The 479-nt window shown below is 69.5% G+C and carries 1 protein-coding gene; it reads right to left on the minus strand.

Annotated features, from left to right (window positions below):
- Positions 1-479: AMP-binding protein (locus LVS58_RS25000; RefSeq protein WP_233693250.1), on the minus strand; the 479-nt coding region annotated here is incomplete at both ends.

The following is a 479-nucleotide window of genomic DNA, read 5'->3' on the forward strand; positions in this document are numbered from 1 at the left end:
CTGTCCTGGGCCAGCACCACCGCCTCGCGCACCTGCGGGTGCTCCAGCACCCGTGCCTCGATTTCACCCAGCTCGATACGCAGCCCGCGCACCTTCACCTGATGGTCGATGCGCCCGCAGTACTCGATCACCCCGCTGTCGCGGTAGCGCGCCAGGTCGCCGGTGCGGTACAGGCGCTGGCCGTGGCTGCCGAACGGGTCGGGCACGAAACGCTCGGCCGTCAACGACGGGCGACGATGGTAACCGCGCGCCAGGCCCTGGCCACCGAGCATCAGCTCGCCCATCGCAACCTGCGGCAAGACTTCGAACGCCGGGCCCAGGATGTGCGTGTACAGGTTGGCGATCGGCCGGCCGATCGGCACGCTGTCACGCCCCTCGTCGACACAGGTCCAGTGGGTGACGTCGATCGCCGACTCGGTCGGCCCGTACAGGTTATGCAGGCGGGCACCGGGCAAGTGGCCGAACACCTGCTGCTGGCC

Origin of the sequence: Pseudomonas sp. JR33AA, from assembly GCF_021378985.1 — a bacterium.
Taxonomy (GTDB): domain Bacteria; phylum Pseudomonadota; class Gammaproteobacteria; order Pseudomonadales; family Pseudomonadaceae; genus Aquipseudomonas; species Aquipseudomonas alloputida.